Source organism: Saprospiraceae bacterium, from assembly GCA_016710235.1.
Taxonomy (GTDB): domain Bacteria; phylum Bacteroidota; class Bacteroidia; order Chitinophagales; family Saprospiraceae; genus Vicinibacter.
This window is the reverse complement of sequence record JADJLG010000001.1, coordinates 176262-195443: the sequence shown is the minus strand read 5'-3', so window position 1 is coordinate 195443 and position 19182 is coordinate 176262. Positions and strand designations below refer to the sequence as shown.

Genomic DNA, 19182 nt, shown 5'->3' with positions numbered 1-19182 from the left:
CGCTAGTTTATTGATGTCAATTCCTGTTTACCATCTTCTGATAGGTAACAGATTAAGGCAAATACCAGTCCCTAAGCCGTGTTTGGATATTTTCATTCCTCAAAGTGAAATTCAATTATGAAGATCTTGCACATCTCAGCGCTATTGCTTCTTTCATTATTACCTTCTTGCAAGCAAAATACATCTGCGAAGCAAAATACACCAAGAGACATCATCAGTTCCAATGCTGATACCACAGTCAGCCCGGCAAATGATTTCTTTTCATTCGCGAATGGCTCATGGGTGAAGAATAATCCCATTCCACCGGAAGAAACAAGCTGGGGAATTGGCAATCTGGTTGTCAACGACATTCAATCGAAATTGAAAACAATTTGTGAAGAGCTTTCTTCCCAATCAGCAGAGACAGGTAGTTCTGGACAGATGGTAGGTGATTTTTGGAAAACCGCTATGGATAGTGTCAAGTGTGACAAGTTGGGTATTCTTCCTTTGGAGACCATACTGGCTGAGATCGATGCGATCAACGACCTCCGAGGCTTGAGTAAAGTTATAGGAGAACTGCAAAGTATTGGTGTTTCAGCTCTGTTTGATATGTATATAGCTCAGGATGACAAGAACAGTGATAAAATGGCGCTTTACCTGTATCAGGGCGGAATTGGATTGCCTGATAGAGATTATTTTTTTAGAGAGGATGTAAGAACAAAATCTATACTAGAAGAGTATCCACATCATATCGAACGCATGCTGCAACTCTTGTCCCATCCAGTTTCGGTTGCCAAAGATCAGGCTGAAAAAATCGTGGCTCTTGAGACAATTTTGGCTCACAGTTCTCGTAAGCTGGAAGATTTGAGAGACCCTTATGCGAATTACACAAAGATGAGCATCTCCGCTCTCAACAAGCTATCTCCTTCTATCGATTGGAAGTCTATTTTGCAAATTTGGGATGCCGAAAATCTTGATACTGTGATCGTAGGTCAACCTGAGTTTCTCAAAACTGCGGACCATCTATTTGCCAAAACACCAATGGTGGTTTGGAAATCCTACCTTAAATGGAAGCTAATAAATGCTTTTGCGCCAACACTGAATTCTGGAGCAGACCAGGAAAATTTTGCATTCTATGGCAAAATAATTCGAGGCGCACAAATACAAAAACCGAGATGGAAGAGAAGCTTAAATGTGTTGGAAGTAAGTCTGGGAGACCAGTTGGGAAAAGAGTTTGTCAAAAACTATTTTGGCGAGACAGAAAAAAAACGCTACAGCGATTTGGTTGAAGCAATTCGTCAGGAGATGGAGTCACATATTCAAAAATTGGATTGGATGAGCCCTCAAACAAAAGAGAAAGCCTTGATCAAACTGAAAACCATGTCAAAAAAAGTTGGCTATCCTGACCGGTGGAAGAATTATGAGGGAATGAAAATCTCCAAGAATTCATTTTGCGAGAATGTAATTCAAGCAAGGAAATGGAATTTTAAAGATGAAATTAAGAAATTATTCAAACCTGTGGACCGGACAGAATGGGGTATGACTCCTCAGACCTACAATGCATATTACAATCCCAGCAATAATGAAATCGTGTTACCCGCTGCAATTTTTATTGTTCCCGGCACGAAAGACTCAGAACTCGATGATGCTACAGTCTACGGATATGCAGCTGCTTCTACAATCGGCCATGAAATGACGCATGGTTTTGATGATACAGGTAGGCAATATGACGAAATGGGCAATTTGCATAATTGGTGGACAGCTGAAGATGAGAGGCAATTCAATCTCAAGGCAAAAAAATTGGTCAATCAGTTCAATGATTTTGTTGTGTTGGATAGTCTCAAAGTCAATGGTCAGGCAACTTTAGGGGAGAATATTGCGGATTTGGGAGGAGTGGTTTTAGGTTTGGATGCATTCAAAAAAACTAAACAGTTTCAGGAAGGAAAATCAATTGATGGATTCACTCCAATACAAAGATATTTTATGGGATACGCATTGGGTTGGTTAAGCCATACCCGATCCGAAAGTCTAGCTGACCAAATCATGACAGATGTTCATTCACCGGCTTTTCTCAGGGTAAACGGACCTATGGCAAATATTCCGGAATTTTATGAAGCTTTTCATTTGAAAGCTTCAGACAAAATGTACAGAGCTGATAGTTTGCGAGTGAGTATTTGGTAATCCTTGATCCTTACAGGAGAATACTCGCTGAAATCAATTCATTGATTTGGGAAATTGAAATTTCATTTCCGAGTTTTAAAAAAAATTATTCATTACTAATCATTTATTGACATAAATTGGAAGTTCATTGCAATTCATCAATTAATCTAATCTTGATTTGGAAATTCTTTGTAATCTTTTCTAAATTATTATTAATTTGATTGATGTATGATGCTTTTCGTAATTGATGTGATTAAATGATGGTATTTTAAGTCAATTTGAACTATTCTTGTATTTTTGTCATCTATAGAAATAATGGAATCTCAATCATACTTTGCTGAACCGGAATACATCGAAATCATAGGTGCAAGAGAACACAATCTGAAAAATCTGAGCCTTAACATTCCACGCAATCAAATGGTCGTGATCACCGGATTGTCCGGTAGTGGAAAATCTTCTTTGGCTTTTGACACGATTTATGCTGAAGGTCAACGCAGATATATGGAGACGTTTTCACATTATGCGCGTCAATTTATTGGAAATTTGGAACGTCCTGATGTAGAAAAAATTGACGGTTTGAGTCCTGTGATCTCAATAGAGCAAAAAACGACAGGTTGGAACCCCAGGTCCACTGTCGGTACAATTACAGAAGTTTATGATTTGCTGAGATTACTTTATGCTCGTACCGCAGATGCCTATTCCCACATTACGGGAAAAAAAATGGTGCGATATTCTGAAGATCAAATGATAGCTCTTATCAAAGAGCAGTTTGATCAACAAAATATTGTCATTTTAGCTCCAATTGTTCGTGCCAGAAAAGGACATTACAGGGAGCTCTTTGATCAAGTGAGAAAACAAGGTTTTAATAAAGTTAGACTGGACGGTAAAATTATCGATTTGTCACCCGGATTGCAAACGGATAGATTTAAAATACATGATATCGAAATTGTGATCGATCGCATGCAGGTGAAAGAAGAGCGGATGGACAGATTGAGCTACAGTATCCAGACCGCACTTAAAATGGGTAATGATGTTTTATTTATTCTGGGTCAGGACAACAACGAATTGACACCATTCAGCAAAAAACTCGTTGATCCTGAAACCGGTGTGTCTTATGATGAGCCGTCTCCAAACACTTTTTCATTCAACTCACCTTACGGTTCATGCCCTCATTGCAAAGGGTTGGGTACAGTGCACGAAATTGATCTAAAGCAACTGATCCCAGATCCTGAGGTCAGCATTGCTGATGGTGGAATTGCCGCTATCGGTGAGTTGAGAGATAACTACACGTTTAAGCAGTTAAAGCAAATCGCAGATCGACATCATTTCACCTTGAAGACAGCCATTTCAAAAATTCCCAAAAAAGCCTTGGATACTATTTTGTACGGAGGAGATGATAGTTATCCATCACCTGCAAATGGATATTTGGAAGGAGTATATCATCTGGCTTCAGAAGGATTATGCAAGATGTTGCACAGATGGTACGAGGAGACAAGCTCTGAAAAAATAAGAAAATTTGCAGAAGATTTTATGGTGATTTCTTTGTGTCCTACCTGTGAGGGTAATCGCTTGAAGAAAGAATCATTATATTTCAAAATCGCTGATAAGCATATTGCCGATTTAGCGCGGATGGATATCTCTGAACTTTATGCCTGGTTGGAGAATGCCGAGAATACTTTTTCAAAAAAACAATTGACAATTGGAAAAGATGTTCTAAAAGAACTGCGAATCAGAGTTGGATTTCTAATGTATGTAGGTTTGGATTATCTCAGTCTCAATCGGTCAGCAGTCAGCTTATCCGGGGGAGAATCTCAGCGCACTCGTCTGGCTACACAAATTGGTTCGCAACTAACAGGTATCACCTATATTCTCGACGAACCATCCATAGGATTGCACCAAAGAGACAACCATCGTTTGATAAAATCTCTCAAAGAACTTACTTCAATAGGGAACACTGTCCTTGTTGTAGAACATGATAAGGATATTATGTTGGCATCGGATTATATTATTGATTTGGGTCCTGGAGCTGGTAAACACGGAGGTGAAATGGTCGCAGAAGGAACCCCGCGACAATTTTTAAAATCAAATTCGCTTACTGCACAATTTTTAAACGGAAATTTAAAAATCGAAATTCCAAAGAAACGAAGAAAAGGAAATGGCAATTTTTTAAAATTGTATAATGCCAATGGAAATAATTTAAAGCAATTGAGTTTAGCATTTCCACTCGGAACATTTATTTGTGTGACTGGAGTTTCTGGTAGTGGAAAATCGACATTGATCAATGAAACTTTATATCCAATATTGAGGGAGTATTTTTACAATAGTCTCCAACGGCCACTGGCATACGATAAAATAGAGGGAATTGATTTTTTGGATAAAGTTGTCGAAATAGATCAAAACCCTATCGGAAGAACCCCAAGATCAAATCCGGCAACTTACACCAATGTTTTCAGCGATATTCGCAATTTGTTTTCCAATCATCCCGAATCTAAGATCAGAGGATATAAACCGGGAAGATTTTCATTTAATGTGAAAGGAGGGAGATGCGAGACCTGTGAAGGTGGTGGAATGAGGGTGATTGAAATGAATTTTTTACCTGATGTTTACGTTCACTGCGAGAGCTGTGGAGGAAAAAGGTACAACAGAGAAACACTGGAAATATTATACAAAGGAAAATCCATTGGTGACGTATTGGATATGACAGTGGAGGAAGCAGTAGTATTTTTTGAACACGTGCCATCCATTTATCGAAAATTAAAAACATTGCACGAAGTAGGGCTGGATTATATTACTCTGGGTCAACAGGCTACAACATTATCCGGTGGTGAAGCTCAAAGGGTAAAATTATCAGAAGAACTTTCTAAAAAGGATACAGGAAAAACTCTTTACATTTTAGATGAACCTACGACTGGATTGCACTTTGAAGACATTAGACATTTATTGGCTGTATTGCAGCGCTTGGTTGACAAAGGAAATACAGTCATGGTTATAGAACATAATTTGGATGTGATAAAAGTTGCAGATTATGTTTTGGATTTAGGTCCCGAAGGTGGTAAGAATGGTGGTCAGGTAGTTGCATTTGGTACTCCGGAACAACTCACTAAAATAGAAAGCAGTTTTACCGGACAATACCTCAAGGTCGAACTTGGAGCAAATTTAATGTAAGGGCATTTAATGAATATGTTGATTCACTTTTCTAAACAAAAAACAAAGGATCTGAAAGTTTATATTTATTCAAAAAGTACAAGTCGGCAAGCTGACTTTGGATGCAAAATGACAGTTAAATGATCGTTCGTACTTTGCTCAAGTTGTATTTAGTAGCTCTAATTATATTTACGATTTTCAGACTGATATTACTAGGTATTCATTTTGAAGAAGCTTCTCATGCGATTTCTTTGATTCCACAAGCACTATTGATGGGTCTGAGGTTCGACATGGTAATTTTGGCGTATATCTTTGCTTTGCCAATGTTGGTGGCCGTAGTAGGGGAATCTTATTCAGGCAAAAACGCATCAAAAGCGTTCATTTACTTTGCAGGCACCATGTGTTTATTGGCTTTTATTGTTTCGACCATTGACATTATATATTTTGGGCAATATGCACAACGATTGAATTATGCAGTTTTCCATTGGATAGATTCACCTTGGTTTGTAATCAGATTGGTTGTACAGGATATTGCTTTTTTGTTGCCATTGATTGGCATTTTGATTATAGGCATATTGTGGATGAGGTATGTTCATTATTTGGCTTCGCGATCTGAGAAAAATGCATTAAATTGGATCTGGAAACTCGGACTCGTCTTTTTTTTATTTCTTTCTATGAGGGGAAGAATTGATATTAAATCTCCGATACGAGTCGGAACTGCGTATTTTTCAAACCATCATTTTATTAATGAATTGGGGCTTAACCCAAATTTTACATTGATCAGATCTGTGTTGGATCAACGACAAATTGTAAAAAATAAATTATCTCTTACCGACAATGAAAGAGCTGCGAATTATTTCAGGCAGTGGATAAACTCAAATTCTGCAGATCCATGTTCGATTGAAAGACAAGTCCGATATACAGCAGCCAGCAGAAAAAACATCATCCTCATTCTGATGGAAAGCATGGGAAAATGTTGTTTTACTAGCCAAATGAAATTAAACACAACACCATTTCTTGACTCTCTTTCCGATTTAAGCAGAGTGTTTTCTCCTGTTTTCTCAAATGGTATTCATACTTTCAATGGAATATTCAGCACCTTATATTCTTTTCCCTCCATTTCAACCTATCACCCTTTAAAATTCTCTGAAAAGAAATACCACGGTATTCCTGCCGAGCTTAAAAAGCTAAATTATACCAATTTGTTTTTTACCACCCATGACGGTCAATTTGATAATATCGAGGGATTTTTATATAAGAATGATTTTGATAAAGTTTTTTCGGACGATGAATACAAGTTTGAAGATAAACACACGAACTTAGGTGTTGTGGATGATGTGATGCTTCGACATGCTGCTGACCTAATGGACCGTGAAACAACTCCATTTTTTTCGGTGCTCCTTACTTCGAGCCATCATACACCCTTTTACACTCCACCATATTTCAAACGCGAGTTTAGTGATGATCGGACCAATGCCATTCATTATGCAGACGCGGCATTGAGGATTTTTATTGAGAGGGCAAAAAAATCACCCTGGTACCAAAATAGTATTTTCGTTTTTGTAGCTGACCACGGGATTCCACAAACGACAGATTTACCTGTGGCGCTTAGTTATAATTCAATTCCATTCATTCTGTTTGATCCTTCAGTGACTGTCGGTAATTTGGTTTCTGGATTTGGTACCCAAATCGACGTAATGCCTACGATACTTTCTTATTTAAATTTGAGCTATACGAACAATACTTTTGGTGTGGATTTAAACAACAGTAAGCGGGATTTTGCTATTTACAATTATGATGACCGTTATGCGGTGATAGATTCTTCATTGATCTTTGTACAAAAGTATGATAGATCGTTTGCAGGAGTTTATTCACTTAAAAATGCTGAGGCAATCAATTGTAAAGAGTTATCACAGGAATGTGACAAATTGAAAAATGCCGGTCAGAGTATTCTGCAATTTTATAGCAATTTTGAAGCAAATTGTATGAAGTAATGAATTACTATCGCACTAAGGCATAGTGAAGTTCATTGTAGTAATTTCCGTTTTTATAAATGGATTTTGTGGAGCTGCCTTCAAAAAGAAAACCGTTTTTTTCCAAAACTTTCGTCGATGCTTTGTTGTAGTCGAATACACTCGCATATATTCTAACATATTGGAAATTTGCAAAAGTATATTCTACCATGATCGCTACTGCCTGCGTTGCAATCCCTTTGTTCCAATGATCTTCAGAAATGAAGTAACCCAACTCTGCTGATTTTCTATAGACATCCTGCCCTGGATGAATGCCAATATTACCTACATAATGATCATTACACAGAATAGCCATTAGTTGTGAAGGTCTTGCAGAAATCGCCTTTTGGAGAAATACCTCAGCATGTTCAGAAGTATATGGATGCGGGAAAGCATCCCGGAGATTTGTATAAATGTTTCTGTTGTTAGCGATTTCTATCAGTCGATCCTTGTCAGTTAGAAGGAAAGGTCGAATTGAAATTTTGTCTGTCATCCGGCAGAAATAAGGTTTTAATAAAAGATCGAAATTGAGCAATAAAACAATATTTAAAAGCTATTTGTTTAAGCCCTTAATTTTGTATTTTTACGCAGCATGACGGTAAAATATGACCTTGGCGATTTCAAGATGGCAATCCTCTTTTTTACGAGGACTGCCAAAGTCGAGGCTATGGCCAAAATCTTTTCTGCACATGGAGCTTCCAATCTAAATCTTATCCGATCTTTGATTTGTCACACAAGATCTGAACTTCAAAAGTCCGGTTATGATTATTTTGAGGTAGACGAAACAATGCAAGAAGGTGCTGACTTTGCTGAGAAATTGAATAATGCTTTTGATAAAATATTTTCTTTAGGCTACGAGCGTGTGGTTGCCATAGGCAATGATTGTCCTTCAAATGACGCCACCAATCTTAAATTGGCTCTTCAAAATTGGTCTGCAGACTGTCCACTTTTGACGGGTAAGACTCAGAGAGGAGGAGTGTATTTGTTAGGACTAACACAGGATGCTTTCGAGAAAATAAATTTCAAAAAACTTCATTGGCAGTCTGAATATTTGTACTCGGATCTGGTAGCCTATTGTCGGAATTTAAATCTGGGAGTGTTCGAAACATCTGGGCTTTCTGAGGTTAATGAGTTAAAGGATTTTAGTACTTTTAATATTCAAAAATTGAGCTTTGCAATATTTAGGATATATTCTGAAGTTTGTAAAGCTTTGGTTAGAATCATTGAAATTAAAATTATATCTGCACTATCCCCAGATATCATCGCTCCATACTCGGATCGTGGACCTCCTCGGACTTCACAATTATAGGAATAGTTTTAGCACCCTTGTTTTTCGTTATATTAATTCATTAATTATAAATTCATATCTTATTTTTATGGAAAGAACTACTTATTATCAACCAAAGGATCTAAAAAATTTTGCCAATATATCGAAGTGGGATGGAGAATTGGGAGATGCATTTTTTAAGTATTATGGAAAAGTATTTGCTGAAGGAGCCCTGACTGCTCGTGAAAAATCATTGATTGCATTGGCAGTTGCTCACGCTATTCAATGCCCATATTGTATAGACGCATATACACAAGATACAATGGAGAAAGGCTGTGATGAGGAACAAATGATGGAAGCTATCCATGTAGCTGCGGCTATCAGGGGAGGAGCTTCATTGGTACATGGCACTCAAATGATGGCTAGATTTGATGAGCTGAATATGTAATCTTTTAATGGAAAATTCATTATGCATTCACAGAAATCACTGCATGCTCAAAAGCATGCCCTGGCTGTTTCTTCATATCAATTGAAAGTACTCAATCCTGTTGTTGAGAATCACCAGCATTTCATTTCATTCTCAGATGCTTTATCGAAGAATGATTTGTTCCCTTTGAAACCTGTTCCCTTAGAAATATTTCAGGTTAATCTCGGGAAAATGTGCAATCAAACCTGCGCACATTGTCACGTGGATGCAGGCCCTGACAGAAAGGAAATTATGACCAAAGAGACAATGGAATTATGCCTCGAGATTTTGCAAAACACAAATATTCAGATAGTCGATTTAACAGGTGGAGCGCCTGAAATGAATCCTAATTTCAGATGGTTTGTGGAGGAAATTTCTAAATTGAATAAAAAAATATTAGTGCGTTGTAATCTCACTATTATTGTTTCAAATAAAAAATACAACGATCTTCCAAAATTTTATTCAGATCACAAGATAGAAGTCATTTCTTCTTTGCCGTATTATACACAAACCAGAACAGATAAGCAACGAGGTGATGGCGTATTTGATGCTTCAATCCGGGCATTAAAACTATTGAATGCTGAATATTATGGAGTTGAAGGTTCCGGCAAAATTCTCAATTTGGTTTACAATCCAAGTGGAGCATTTTTGGCAGGAGATCAAAAAACTCTGGAAGCTCAATTCAAGAAGGAATTGTTAAATCGTTTTCAAGTACATTTTAATCAATTGTTTTGTATAACGAACATGCCGATTTCCAGATTTCTTGACTATTTAATTCAAAGCGGAAATTATATAGAATATATGCAGAAATTAATTGATGCATACAACCCTTTGGCAGCAGAAAGAGTCATGTGTAGAAATACTATTTCTGTGTCCTGGGATGGATATTTGTATGATTGTGATTTCAATCAAATGTTAGATTTGAAAATAGATCTTGCGAATGCAGTTCATTTGAAACAATGGAACGAAGAGATCTTACAAGGTAGAAATATTATCGTCAATCAGCATTGTTTTGGTTGCACAGCAGGTAGCGGATCTAGCTGCGGAGGGGAGGTAGTTTGATTACAATGCAGAAAGCATAGTATTCTTGATTTAATCTGTATATGATTTTGCGCTTAAATTGAGAAGAGCTAATTGTAAAAAACAAGACAGAAAATTGGACTACAAAAGTTTCCATCGCGCGCTAATTCGGAATTTGCACCATTTTAGTATCCTGTAGTATGCCTTGTAAACATATGAAAATCAATGCGTTAGGAAATATTGCTGAAAATAGATTGCATTTTGCTGAGTAAAATGTATTATCTTTGCGTCCCTGATTAATATAAGGTCTTTAGGTATGTCAAAAAAGCGCATTCTTTTCATTACACAGGAGATGGATCCATACCTGGACCTCGACGGCATTGGCTCATTAATCCAGAAGCTTCCCGCAACTGCACAAGATGAAGGCATGGAAATTCGAATCCTTATGCCGCGATTCGGAGTGATCAATGAACGAAGACATAGACTACACGAAGTTGTTAGACTTTCGGGAATGAATATCATTATAGACGACGATGATTATGCACTTATTATTAAAGTAGCTTCATTGCCCGGAAGTAGAATTCAAGTGTATTTTCTAGACAATGACGAGTTTTTTAAGAGAAAAAATGTTTTCCTTGATGATGAAGGACAACCCATAGATGATAATCAGGAGAAAACTGTTTTTTTCTGCAAGGGTGCACTCGAGACAGTAAGAAAATTCGGATGGTCTCCTGATATTGTGCATTGTCACGGATGGATGACAAGTCTTATCCCATTTTATTTGAAGACAGCATACAAAAATGATCCAATCCTTAAAGGAGCCAAGGTAATTTTTTCAATTTATGAAAAGAACATTGATTCCACATTTACAGACGAGTTTATCAAGAAAGCCGCCATCAATAATCTCAAGCAAGATCAACTTGCCGCATTTAAGAATGGCACCGGCATCAATCTATATAAAGGTGCTATTCAGTATGCAGATGGAATTATAAATGGGAGTCCCGACTTAGAAGCAAATATTCAAAAATCTATTGAGGAATCTAAGAAACCATTTCTTCAAACGGAATCAGAAGATTATTTAAAAAGCTACATTCAGTTTTATAAGAATTTTATCTCATAAAGCGTTTGAATGTGCAAAGCATCAAAACTTATATGTTGAATAAAAAATCTACATTTTTCGGATTGGTTATAACTTGTCTGATAGGTTTGGGGATTTCCTGTAACAAACTGGAAAATGCCGGTGGAGATTTGCTAAATGGTGAATGGATTCATGCTGACGGATTGGATTACAGTAAACTTTCAGCCTCAGGATACAAGTGGGATAGCATTCTTACATTTGAACCAAATCTTTCCTACGTTCTCAATAATTTTTTGGTAGGACGGACAGACGGACCTGTTTTTGGAAAGACAGAGTATGGCTTCAATGCACAACTCAGATTTGTACCGGATAAAATTAATAATTTTCTGAAGCAACCCATAGATTCAATTGTACTCAGCTTGAAATATGATTCAACAGAATTCTATGGTCCTGTTGATCAACCGATGGATGTTGAAGTATTTGTGTTAGACCAACCCTTGGATATTTCGAATGTGTATTATGCAAACCACAAAGCATCAGCTTCAAAGAAATTGGGTGGTTTATATGGCTTTGTTCCAAACGGAAGAGATTCAATAGAAGTTCAACTCGTCAATCAAACAGTGAAATTGGCGCCTCAATTGAGGATGCGATTGGATACCGCATTATTTATGAGTATGCTGCGATCCTATCCGGATACAGTATACAATTCTGCAGATTATTTTGTCAAAGCTTTTCCTGGAATTGCAGTAAGACCGGCAAATTCAAAATCAGTAATTTCCGTTAATCCGACAAACATTGACAGCAAAGTAACTATATATTACAAAGCGACTGTAGATTCTGTTATACAATCTCAATTTGAATTTATCATTTCAACATCTAGTGTTCAAATTCCTTACTTTGATCATCAAACTGTGGGAAGCTATTCGGAACCTTTTGAAAAAAACACAGAAAAAGGAGATAGTTTGATCTATATCAATTCAGGAATAGGTACAGATGCACAGATTATAATTCCTTATGATACTTTTCTGCAAAAGAGGTTTATTAACTATGCTGTGCTTGAGTTTTATTCCGTGGAATTACCTGGGGATAACATAAACGTTTACAAGCCTATCCGATATTTTAATCTGGATGATCTAAGTTCAGGAAAACCTGAAACCGTCATCGATCTTGCAAGGGCAAATGCTGCCGGAGGAGGTGTTTTTTCAGAACTGTTTTATCATTTGTATTTTGGATCAGTACCTGAAGAAGTTATTGGAACGAATCCAAAAGTGTACAAATACAAACTCAACATCACCAGTCACTTTAAAGAAAATTACAGATTGAGAAAAGACTTAAATTTGAGACTCTCTCCGCTTTTCAAAACAAGTTCAGCTAATAGATCTGTTTTAGGAGGTACTCAACATAGCCTATATCCAATGAAAATTAAGGTGACCTATTCTGAATAATGTTTAAAACACATTAACTTTGGTATTAATATGTGTGGAATTGTAGCATATATCGGCAAAAAAAATGCATATCCCATCCTTATGGAAGGATTGAGAAGGCTGGAATATAGAGGCTACGATAGTGCTGGAATTGCTCTCTTGGACGAAAGAATAGAAGTCTACAAGAAAAAAGGAAAGGTTCAGGAACTGGCTGACTATACAGATCCCAAAAAATTATTTGCCACAGTAGGTATGGGGCATACTCGATGGGCGACGCATGGAAAACCGGATGATATCAATGCACATCCACATTTTTCTGAATCCGAGAGATTAGCTATCATACACAACGGAATTATTGAGAACTATTCCACTTTAAAAACTGCCCTTCTCAGGATGGGTCATAGATTCAAAAGTGAAACTGATACTGAAGTTCTGGTACACCTAATTGAAGAAGTACAAAAAAGAGAAAATCTTAGCCTTGAAGACGCAGTGCGCAAAGCCTTATCGCGTGTACATGGAGCCTATGCTATCGTAGTATTGGACAAGCAAGACAAAACAAAAATTGTTGGTGCGAGAAAGTCAAGCCCTTTGGTAATTGGCATTGGGGATGATGAATTTTATATCGCTTCTGATGCATCACCTATCATCCAATACACCAAGAAAGTGGTTTATCTCAATGATGAAGAAATCGCAGTACTGTCGTTGACTAATGGTATGGAGATCACTACCATTGAAAATGAGGTACAAGAGCCGGTTATTCATAAACTGACAATGAGCCTTGATGAAATAGAGAAAAGCGGTTATCCACACTTTATGCTCAAGGAGATATACCAACAACCCCAGACTATATCAGATTGTATGAGAGGCCGGTTGAATGCAACTGAAGGTTGGGCAAGGCTGGGTGGATTGCAGGAACATGCAAACCGTGTTGCCAACGCAAAGCGTATAATTATAGCTGCATGTGGCACCAGCTGGCATTCTGCTTTGATTGGGGAATATCTGATCGAAGAATTGGCTCGCATTCCTGTAGAAGTAGAGTATGCTTCCGAGTTCAGATATCGTAATCCAATCATTGGAGAGCACGATGTTGTGCTGGTGATTTCTCAATCAGGAGAAACCGCTGATACATTGGCAGCAGCAGAGTTAGCCAAATCACATGGAGCTCTTGTTTATGGTATCGTAAATGTGGTGGGATCAAGCATAGCTCGTTTAACTCATGCAGGATCCTATACCCACTGTGGCCCGGAGATCGGTGTCGCCTCCACCAAAGCATTTACCGGACAAGTTACTTTATTGACATTGATGGCAATTGTCCTTGGGCATGGCAATGGATCTCTGAGCAATTCATATTATCACGAGTTGATAGCCAACCTTGCCAGCATTCCGGAGCAAGTGGATACAGTGCTGAAGTCAGCTGACAAGATAAAATATCTCGCAGGTGAAATCAAGCACACCAATAATGTACTTTATCTGGGAAGAGGATTTAATTTCCCGGTTGCACTTGAAGGGGCACTGAAACTCAAAGAAATTTCGTATATTCATGCTGAAGGTTATCCTGCAGCTGAAATGAAGCACGGACCTATCGCCCTTATCGACGAAAACATGCCGGTAGTGGTGATAGCGACCAATATAAGTGCTTACGAAAAAATTGTTTCCAATATCCAGGAGGTGAAAGCTCGAAAAGGAATGGTCATTGCATTGGTTACTGAAGGTGATACTGAGATCAAAAAAATTGCAGACCACGTTATTGAGATCCCTCATACCCTCGAACCATTTACACCATTATTGAGTGTAATACCTTTGCAATTATTATCCTATCACATTGCTGTGATGCGTGGTTGCGATGTTGATCAACCTAGAAATCTCGCAAAATCTGTAACAGTTGAATAAAAAATGAGAGAAGTTAGTTTTCTGTATAATACTCAAAATGCACGTCTGATCATGCCTGAATATGGACGGACGGTTCAAGATTTAATTTGGCATTGTAAGCGAATTGAAGAGGATGGATATCGCCAAGCTTTTGCTGAAAGCGTCATCGAAATCATGCAGATCATGACTCCATACAACAGGAATATTGAGGAAAATAGAAAAAGACTTTGGCATCATTTGTTCAGGATAGCAGAGTATGATATCAAGGTGACACCACCGCCAGGATGCGAAGTGACCGCAGAATCTGATACTATCCACCCGGAAAAAGTAAAGTATCCAAGAATCAACAATCGCAACAGACATTATGGATCTTATGTCAGCGATTTGATCAAAAAAGCTGTTGAGATCGAACCGGGCCAAAAACAAGACGAATTTGCAATGATTATTGGGTCCTTCATGAAATTGGCAGTAAAGACCTGGAATAAAGAGCACTATATTAACGACGAGGCAGTCAAAAATGAATTGTATTCGATGTCAGGAGGAGTCTTGCAACTCGATCCTGAAGTATCTCTCGATAGCTTTTCTGCAAATCCTAAGTTTCAAAAAAGAGTTGGACAAGTTCAAATGTCCAAACTCAATCCAAATTATAAGCAAAAACAAGGCATCAACAAGAATAAAAACAAGAAGAAGAAATTTAAAAAATATCAACCGGGTCTGTAATACAGCTCTGCGTTTTGACAATTTCATTCGCCTTAAACCTTTTTTGATTTTTTCTGACCGGTTCTGTTATTCACAATACAGCTTCTACACTGTATTATTTTAAGATGATTGACACACCAGTTTTTAGCTCAAACTAAATATCAATGATTTTTGATGTTTTTAAAAATTGATTTAGTATTCTAGCTCTCAAGTCAAATTTTGTAGATTATTTGGCTCCTAATAGAATTTTAACTGCAAAATCCGAATATACTGCACTAGCTACCAGAAAATTTTTACTTGAATATTCAAATTGTAATAGACGTGCGGATTTAGATATTCCAAATGATCATAGCAATTAAATATGAATTTAAGTTCAATCTATTGGCTCAAATAAGGTGAATCCTATCATTATGAATCTATCCCATCGGCTGTCCAAAAAATCTTCATACATTAGACTAAACTTTTAGAAATTTACCTATTGGTTATGATTATTCTTCACTCTTTTTAATCAAATAAACATGAAAGATGAAATGCTTGATCTGTTGAAGTCTGAAAATGAAAATCTACAGAAATTACACAGTATCGTAAGTAAAGCCATTCGAGAAGAGAAACTAGTCATGGAGAACCTTTTGCATCCACCAAAAGACATCTTGACAGGAGGGCAGAAAGTGTCAGATAAAATGGCCCGATTTGGAGGGAGTTGGAGTTTTATACTAATCTTCTTTTGCATATTGCTTGTATGGATCAGCATCAACGTATTTTTGCCCGTTCAAAGTCGATTTGATCCTTATCCATTTATACTGATGAATTTAGTACTCTCATGTGTGGCAGCCATTCAGGCACCAATCATAATGATGAGTCAAAATCGACAGGAGGAAATAGACCGCAAAAGAAATGAGAATGATTTTCTGATCAACTTAAAAGCGGAGATGGAAGTGAGAATGATCAATCAAAAAGTTGACCTTTTGCTGGAAGAGCAAATCAAGATTTTGATAGAAAGTCAGGCGAAGCAATTGGAAATATTGAAAACCATCGAACAAAAAATTGAAAGCAGTAAATAAATTGTATGACATTAATTGATTTTGGCACCAGATTACTCGTTGGGCTGGTTGCAGGGTTTATCATTGGATTTGAACGTCAGTGGAATTATAAATCGGCAGGTTTAAGAACCAATACATTGGTTTCATTGGGGTCCACTATTTACGTAGTCTTGTCCATCAGTATTACCAATGCTGCTGGAGATGTCACGAGGATTATTGGTCAGGTAGTTACCGGAGTCGGCTTCCTGTGCGGTGGGGTTATTTTTAAGGAAGGTTCTAGTGTTCATGGTCTAACCACTGCAGTGACGATCTGGTGTAGTTCAGCAGTAGGTTGCCTGGCTGGAGCAGCCTATTTTAAAGAAACAATGATAGCGACTACACTTGTGGTTTTTGTAAATGTAATCCTGAAACCTATTGATAGTTGGTTGAACAGATCTAAGCCAAACCAAAGAATTCAGTCTTCACAACCTAATGGGCCAACTATGTGATAAATAGGTTTATAATACTGTAATCATTCACAGTTCTAACGTAGAGAGGGCAACCAGCTTTACCTTCTGGAATAGTTTGGCGACTCTTTGGTGATCGTAATATTGTGTGGATGGCTTTCTGTAACACCTGCGTTGGTGATCCTTACCATTTTTGCATGTTGGAGATCACTTATAGTTTTAGCCCCTACGTAACCCATGCTGGCTTTGAGTCCACCGATATATTGAACCATGATCTCACTTACCTTTCCTTTGAATGGAACGCGGCCTTCGATGCCCTCCGGCACCAACTTCTTGATGTCTTCTTCAACATCCTGGAAATATCTGTCTTTAGAACCTTTTTGCATACTGCCCAGAGATCCCATACCTCTATAAACTTTGAATTTTCTTCCATCGAAGATGATGGTTTCCCCTGGTGCTTCCTCTGTTCCAGCAAACAAGGATCCTGCCATGACGGTACTGGCTCCTGCTGCCAAGGCTTTGGGGATATCACCGGTGTATCTGATTCCACCGTCTCCAATCACAGGAATGCCTTTCTTTTTCAAAGATTGGGCTGCTAGGCTGATTGCTGTCAATTGAGGAACACCAACACCTGCGACCACTCTTGTTGTACAGATCGAACCCGGTCCTACACCAACTTTCACAGCATTGACCCCGCATTCAGCAAGGGCGATTGCAGCCTCTCCTGTGGCAATGTTGCCCGCAATGATTTGTAGGTATGGATGTTGTCTTCGGACGGTTTTGACCATGTCAAGTACACCCTTAGAATGTCCATGAGCTGTATCAATACAAATGACGTCGACATCGACTGAGACAAGCGCTGCAACGCGATCTAATGTATCTTCAGCGATGCCAACAGCCCCTCCAACGACTAATCTTCCCAGTTGGTCTTTACAAGAGTTAGGGTAGCTTTCCAGTTTCATGATGTCTTTGTATGTGATGAGACCGATTAGTGTACCATCGTCTTTGATGACAGGTAATTTTTCGATCTTGTGCTTCTGCAGGATCAGTCTGGCTTGTTCCAAAGTCGTACCCGCCGGAGCGGTGATGAGGGGTGTTTTGGTCATTATTTCTGCAATGGGTCTGCTCGGATGGACCTCAAATCTCAAATCCCGGTTGGTCAATATCCCTACCAGTTTGTTGTTTTTTTCCACTATAGGTATACCGCCAATTTTGTGTTGCGACATCAGCTGCAATGCATCCAATACTTTTGAGTCCGCCATGAGCGTGACCGGATCTATGATCATGCCGCTCTCGGATCTTTTTACACTGCGAACCTGAGCTGCCTGAGCGTCTATGCTCATGTTTTTATGGATAATTCCAATACCACCTTCTCTGGCCATTGAAATGGCGAGATCTTTTTCTGTGACTGTATCCATTGCTGCAGAGACAATCGGTACGTGTAACAGTATATCAGTGGTTAATTTTGAACTGATGTTTGTTTCTCGGGGCAAAACTTCCGAAAACGCGGGGACGAGTAAAACATCGTCAAAAGTGAGGGCTTCAAGTGTTGGAAATTGGGATGCGAAAAAGTTTGATTCCATGTGCAAAGATAGGGAAAGAAATTTTTGTGGGTTCAAATTTTTATAAGATATTGCGAAGGCTGAAACTGTAGAAATTTGAAGCAATTCATAACTTGTTATACGATAATGGAAAATTACATTTCGATCAAAATAAAATTAGCTCCCGAATCAATAGAGGAGTGGATAGCTTATCTGAGTGATATCGGGATTGAATCATTTTGGGAGCAGGAAGATGGCTTGGAGGCATTTGTGCCCACAAATCAAGTGGACGAAAAATTCAAATCTGAGCTACATAAATTGACTTCAAGTAAAAATATAAGTTATCAGGTCAATACACATGATTCTGCAGATTGGAATAAAGTTTGGGAATCAAATTTTGATGACATCGTTTTGAGGGATAAGCTTCAGATCAGAGCGCCTTTTCATGAGCGGAGATCAGAATGCGCTGAACAATTATTGATTTCTCCCAAGATGGCTTTTGGCACCGGTCATCATGCCACTACTTCTATGATTTTGGAATGGATGATGGATCTGCATTGCACCGGAAAAACTGTGCTCGATTTTGGTTGCGGTACAGGTATCCTTGGGTGTTACGCGTTAATCAAAGCAGCAAAATCCGTTTGTTTTATTGATAATGAAATAGAGGCTGTAGAAAATGTCAGAGAGACCTTAATGCTCAATGATTTGAAGAGTGATAGCATCTATCTTGGGTCAGCAGAACAAATCCCTTCCGGACAACAATATGACCTTATACTTGCAAATATTACTCGCAATGTACTATTGGAATATGGCAGTATTCTTTCAGATCACCTTCTCTCCGGAGCTAGCTTGATTGTTTCAGGATTTCTGATGGAGGATGTTGAAATAATGACTGCTAAATTTAATACTTATGGATTACACTTGGTAGATAAAATGCAAAAATTGGATTGGGCTGCTCTCGTATTTCTGAAAGAAAAGGAATAGAATAAAGTTTCCTGCGGCAGTAGCTTGCAACATTTAATTCAGAGTGTAATTTT

15 protein-coding genes are annotated in these 19182 nt (G+C 38.1%); 13 read left to right on the top strand and 2 right to left on the bottom strand.

Annotated features, from left to right (window positions below; translation table 11 throughout):
* The first annotated feature begins 117 nt into the window (after positions 1–117).
* The 3 genes from IPI99_00845 to IPI99_00835 all read left to right on the top strand — a co-directional run bounded on the left by IPI99_00845 (position 118) and on the right by IPI99_00835 (position 7277).
* Entirely contained in the window at positions 118–2160 is a 2043-nt protein-coding gene (locus IPI99_00845; protein MBK7339053.1) for a M13 family metallopeptidase, read from the top strand.
* Positions 2161–2454: 294 nt separating this feature from the next.
* Entirely contained in the window at positions 2455–5304 is a 2850-nt protein-coding gene (gene uvrA / locus IPI99_00840; GenBank protein MBK7339052.1) for an excinuclease ABC subunit UvrA, read from the top strand.
* 119 nt (positions 5305–5423) lie between these two features.
* The gene (locus IPI99_00835) at positions 5424–7277 is read left to right on the top strand and encodes an LTA synthase family protein (protein MBK7339051.1); all 1854 of its coding nucleotides are present in this window, start codon (positions 5424–5426) and stop codon (positions 7275–7277) included.
* 7 nt (positions 7278–7284) lie between these two features.
* On the opposite strand, the gene IPI99_00830 is transcribed toward IPI99_00835, so the two are convergent.
* Positions 7285–7788 (bottom strand): GNAT family N-acetyltransferase, encoded by a 504-nt coding sequence (locus tag IPI99_00830; protein ID MBK7339050.1) that lies wholly within the window; start codon positions 7786–7788, stop codon positions 7285–7287.
* 174 nt (positions 7789–7962) lie between these two features.
* On the opposite strand from IPI99_00830, the gene IPI99_00825 reads away from it, so the two are divergent.
* The 9 genes from IPI99_00825 to IPI99_00785 all read left to right on the top strand — a co-directional run bounded on the left by IPI99_00825 (position 7963) and on the right by IPI99_00785 (position 16646).
* Entirely contained in the window at positions 7963–8604 is a 642-nt protein-coding gene (locus IPI99_00825) for a DUF2064 domain-containing protein (GenBank protein ID MBK7339049.1), read from the top strand.
* A gap of 67 nt (positions 8605–8671) precedes the next feature.
* Positions 8672–9010: a carboxymuconolactone decarboxylase family protein gene (locus IPI99_00820; GenBank protein ID MBK7339048.1), complete on the top strand. Its 339-nt coding sequence runs from the start codon at positions 8672–8674 to the stop codon at positions 9008–9010.
* Between the two features lie 21 nt (positions 9011–9031).
* Positions 9032–10090 (top strand): arsenosugar biosynthesis radical SAM protein ArsS, encoded by a 1059-nt coding sequence (gene arsS, locus IPI99_00815; protein ID MBK7339047.1) that lies wholly within the window; start codon positions 9032–9034, stop codon positions 10088–10090.
* A 274-nt stretch (positions 10091–10364) separates the two neighbouring features.
* On the top strand, positions 10365–11168 hold the full coding sequence (locus tag IPI99_00810; protein ID MBK7339046.1) for a glycogen/starch synthase: 804 nt from the start codon (positions 10365–10367) through the stop codon (positions 11166–11168).
* A 32-nt stretch (positions 11169–11200) separates the two neighbouring features.
* A complete protein-coding gene (locus IPI99_00805; GenBank protein MBK7339045.1) occupies positions 11201–12571 on the top strand; it encodes a DUF4270 family protein in 1371 nt (456 codons plus the stop codon).
* A 30-nt stretch (positions 12572–12601) separates the two neighbouring features.
* A complete protein-coding gene (gene glmS / locus IPI99_00800) occupies positions 12602–14440 on the top strand; it encodes a glutamine--fructose-6-phosphate transaminase (isomerizing) (protein MBK7339044.1) in 1839 nt (612 codons plus the stop codon).
* 3 nt (positions 14441–14443) lie between these two features.
* The gene (locus tag IPI99_00795; protein ID MBK7339043.1) at positions 14444–15139 is read left to right on the top strand and encodes a DUF4290 domain-containing protein; all 696 of its coding nucleotides are present in this window, start codon (positions 14444–14446) and stop codon (positions 15137–15139) included.
* A 497-nt stretch (positions 15140–15636) separates the two neighbouring features.
* Complete coding sequence (locus IPI99_00790; GenBank protein MBK7339042.1) at positions 15637–16179, top strand: DUF1003 domain-containing protein; 543 nt, start codon at positions 15637–15639, stop codon at positions 16177–16179.
* Between the two features lie 5 nt (positions 16180–16184).
* Positions 16185–16646, top strand: coding sequence for an MgtC/SapB family protein (locus IPI99_00785; protein ID MBK7339041.1), 462 nt, complete (start codon positions 16185–16187; stop codon positions 16644–16646).
* 59 nt (positions 16647–16705) lie between these two features.
* Here the strand turns inward: IPI99_00785 and guaB are convergent, their stop codons facing one another.
* Complete coding sequence (guaB, locus tag IPI99_00780; protein MBK7339040.1) at positions 16706–18187, bottom strand: IMP dehydrogenase; 1482 nt, start codon at positions 18185–18187, stop codon at positions 16706–16708.
* A 105-nt stretch (positions 18188–18292) separates the two neighbouring features.
* Between guaB and prmA the strand changes: the two genes are divergently transcribed.
* Positions 18293–19129 carry a 50S ribosomal protein L11 methyltransferase gene (gene prmA, locus IPI99_00775; protein ID MBK7339039.1) on the top strand — a complete coding sequence of 279 codons (837 nt, stop codon included), beginning with the start codon at positions 18293–18295 and terminating at the stop codon, positions 19127–19129.
* Positions 19130–19182: the final 53 nt, after the last annotated feature.

Coding starts and splice junctions, on each gene's coding strand:
- IPI99_00845 (MBK7339053.1), top strand. CDS start 118: ATGAAGATCTTGCACATCTCAGCGCTATTGCTTCTTTCATTATTACCT.
- uvrA (MBK7339052.1), top strand. CDS start 2,455: ATGGAATCTCAATCATACTTTGCTGAACCGGAATACATCGAAATCATA.
- IPI99_00835 (MBK7339051.1), top strand. CDS start 5,424: ATGATCGTTCGTACTTTGCTCAAGTTGTATTTAGTAGCTCTAATTATA.
- IPI99_00830 (MBK7339050.1), bottom strand. CDS start 7,788: ATGACAGACAAAATTTCAATTCGACCTTTCCTTCTAACTGACAAGGAT.
- IPI99_00825 (MBK7339049.1), top strand. CDS start 7,963: ATGGCCAAAATCTTTTCTGCACATGGAGCTTCCAATCTAAATCTTATC.
- IPI99_00820 (MBK7339048.1), top strand. CDS start 8,672: ATGGAAAGAACTACTTATTATCAACCAAAGGATCTAAAAAATTTTGCC.
- arsS (MBK7339047.1), top strand. CDS start 9,032: ATGCATTCACAGAAATCACTGCATGCTCAAAAGCATGCCCTGGCTGTT.
- IPI99_00810 (MBK7339046.1), top strand. CDS start 10,365: ATGTCAAAAAAGCGCATTCTTTTCATTACACAGGAGATGGATCCATAC.
- IPI99_00805 (MBK7339045.1), top strand. CDS start 11,201: ATGTTGAATAAAAAATCTACATTTTTCGGATTGGTTATAACTTGTCTG.
- glmS (MBK7339044.1), top strand. CDS start 12,602: ATGTGTGGAATTGTAGCATATATCGGCAAAAAAAATGCATATCCCATC.
- IPI99_00795 (MBK7339043.1), top strand. CDS start 14,444: ATGAGAGAAGTTAGTTTTCTGTATAATACTCAAAATGCACGTCTGATC.
- IPI99_00790 (MBK7339042.1), top strand. CDS start 15,637: ATGAAAGATGAAATGCTTGATCTGTTGAAGTCTGAAAATGAAAATCTA.
- IPI99_00785 (MBK7339041.1), top strand. CDS start 16,185: ATGACATTAATTGATTTTGGCACCAGATTACTCGTTGGGCTGGTTGCA.
- guaB (MBK7339040.1), bottom strand. CDS start 18,187: ATGGAATCAAACTTTTTCGCATCCCAATTTCCAACACTTGAAGCCCTC.
- prmA (MBK7339039.1), top strand. CDS start 18,293: ATGGAAAATTACATTTCGATCAAAATAAAATTAGCTCCCGAATCAATA.